We start from the raw sequence: 1,402 nt of genomic DNA on the forward strand, positions 1-1,402 counted from the left end.
GTCAGACCGCCCAGCACGAACAGCCGAACGCGCCCCAGAAACCCTTCGCGTCCGACGTCGGCAATGCGTTCGCCCATGCGCTCGCGTGCGCATGCTGGTGAACGTTGCATTCGTTCGCGCAGCCGCACATCGCGGCGGCCGCCGCGCGCTGCAACGGCGCGCCGGCGCGCTGCGTCGCGCCCCAGCCGCCATAGCCGCCGAACTCGCGCACCGGCGACCAGTCCGGCATCGCCGGCGGAATCGGCGCGTCGTGCGACGCGAACGGCCCCGCGCCCCACACGATCTTCCCGTCGACCACCGTCAGCAACGCGGTCGTGCCGGCGATATCGTCTTCCGCGCACGCGAAGAAATCGCGATCGGGGACCACGAGGTCGGCAAGCTGCCCCACCGCGATGCGCCCTTTCTTGCCTTCCTCGTTCGAGAACCACGTCACGTACTCGGTCCACATCCGCAGCGCGGTTTCGCGATCGAGCAGGTTGCGCTGCGGATACAGGCGCATGCCGCCGACCGTCTTGCCCGTCACGAGCCACGCGAGCGACACCCACGGGTTGTACGACGCGACGCGCGTCGCGTCGGTGCCGGCCGACACCTTGAGCCCCTTGCCGAGCATCTTCGCGACAGGCGGCGTCGCCTCGGCGGCCTGCGCGCCGTAACGCTCGACGAAGTATTCGCCCTGGTACGCCATCCGATGCTGCACCGCGATGCCGCCGCCGAGCGCGGCGATCCGGTCCATCGATTTCTCGGAGATCGTTTCCGCATGATCGAAGAACCAGTTCAGCCCGTCGAGCGGGATGTCTTCGTTGACCTTCTCGAACACGTCCAGCGCGCGGCTGATCGTTTCGTCATAGGTCGCGTGCATGCGCCACGGCCAGCGGTTTTCCGCGAGCACGCGCACGACGCCTTCGAGATCGTCCTCCATCTGCGCGGGCAAATCCGGCCGCGCGACGCGGAAATCCTCGAAGTCGGCCGCCGAGAACGCCAGCATCTCGCCCGCGCCGTTATTGCGGAAGTAGTCGGTGCCGTCGTGGTACTTGACGCTCTTCGTCCAGTTCACGAAGTCTTCCTTCTCCGCGTTCGGCTTCTGCGTGAACAGGTTGTACGCGATCCGGATCGTCATCTCGCCCGCGTCGTGCAGCTTGCGGATCACTTCGTAATCGTCGGGATAATTCTGCGAGCCGCCGCCCGCGTCGATCACGCCCGTCACGCCGAGCCGGTTCAGCTCGCGCATGAAATGGCGCGTCGAGTTGTACTGATACTCGAACGGCAGCTTCGGCCCCTTCGCGAGCGTCGCGTAGAGGATCGTCGCGTTCGGGTTCGCGAGCAGCAGGCCGGTCGGATTGCCCCCGGCATCGCGCAGGATCGTGCCGCCCGGCGGCTCCGGCGTGTCCTTCGTATAGCCGAC

The 1,402-nt window shown here is 67.1% G+C and carries 1 protein-coding gene; it reads right to left on the reverse strand.

The features are described 5' to 3' along the window. Position 1: 1 nt before the first annotated feature. Positions 2-1,402 (reverse strand): amidohydrolase family protein (locus LGN10_RS33340; RefSeq protein WP_226226286.1); only part of this gene is annotated, 1,401 nt, incomplete at its 5' end.

It is taken from the genome of Burkholderia sp. AU32262 (assembly GCF_020419985.1).
GTDB classification, from domain to species: Bacteria; Pseudomonadota; Gammaproteobacteria; order Burkholderiales; family Burkholderiaceae; genus Burkholderia; species Burkholderia semiarida.